1 protein-coding gene and 1 pseudogene are annotated in these 832 nt (G+C 70.6%); both read left to right on the top strand.

The window, feature by feature from the left end:
* A partial coding sequence (locus RM704_RS44565; RefSeq protein ID WP_311593569.1) for an electron transfer flavoprotein subunit beta/FixA family protein occupies positions 1 to 536 on the top strand: 536 nt, incomplete at its 5' end.
* 53 nt (positions 537 to 589) lie between these two features.
* A pseudogene (locus RM704_RS44560) lies at positions 590 to 832 on the top strand (electron transfer flavoprotein subunit alpha/FixB family protein); the annotation flags it as partial.

Genomic DNA, 832 nt, shown 5'->3' with positions numbered 1-832 from the left:
CGATCCACGTCGAGGACGACGACGTGCACGGCACCGACGCGATCGGTACCTCGCTGGTGCTGGCGAAGGCGATCGAGAAGGCCGGCTACGACCTGGTGATCTCCGGCATGGCGTCCACCGACGGCACCATGGGTGTCGTCCCGGCGCTGCTGGCGGAGCGGCTGGGCGTGCCGCAGGTGACGCTGCTGTCCGAGCTCTGCGTCGAGGACGGTGTGGTCAAGGGCCGCCGCGACGGTGACGCCGCCTCCGAGAACCTGGAGGCGTCCCTGCCGGCGGTCGTGTCCGTGACCGACCAGTCGGGCGAGGCGCGTTACCCCTCCTTCAAGGGCATCATGGCGGCGAAGAAGAAGCCGGTGGAGACCTGGGACCTGTCCGAGCTCGACGTCGAGGCCGAGGAGGTCGGTCTGGAGGGCGCCTACACCACGGTCGACGGCGTGGCCCAGCGCCCGGCCCGTACCGCGGGCACGATCGTCAAGGACGAGGGCGGGGGCGGCAAGCAGCTCGCTGAGTTCCTCGCGGGCCAGAAGTTCATCTGAGCCCGGTACGGCTGACCGCCCCTCATCTTCGCAAGCAGGAGAGAAGAAGTCCCATGGCTGAAGTTCTCGTCTACGTCGATCACGTGGACGGTGCCGTCCGCAAGCCCACCCTGGAGCTGCTGACCCTGGCCCGCCGCATCGGCGAGCCCGTCGCCGTCGCGCTGGGCAGCGGCGCCGGTGACACGGCTGCCGCGCTCGCCGAGCACGGCGCGGTCAAGGTCCTCACCCACGACGCCGCCGAGTACGCCGACTACCTGGTCGTGCCGAAGGTCGACGCGCTGCAGGCCGCCGTCGCC

The organism is Streptomyces gottesmaniae, from assembly GCF_031845845.1.
GTDB classification, from domain to species: Bacteria; Actinomycetota; Actinomycetes; order Streptomycetales; family Streptomycetaceae; genus Streptomyces; species Streptomyces akebiae.
This window is presented reverse-complemented; position numbering and strand designations above follow the sequence as displayed.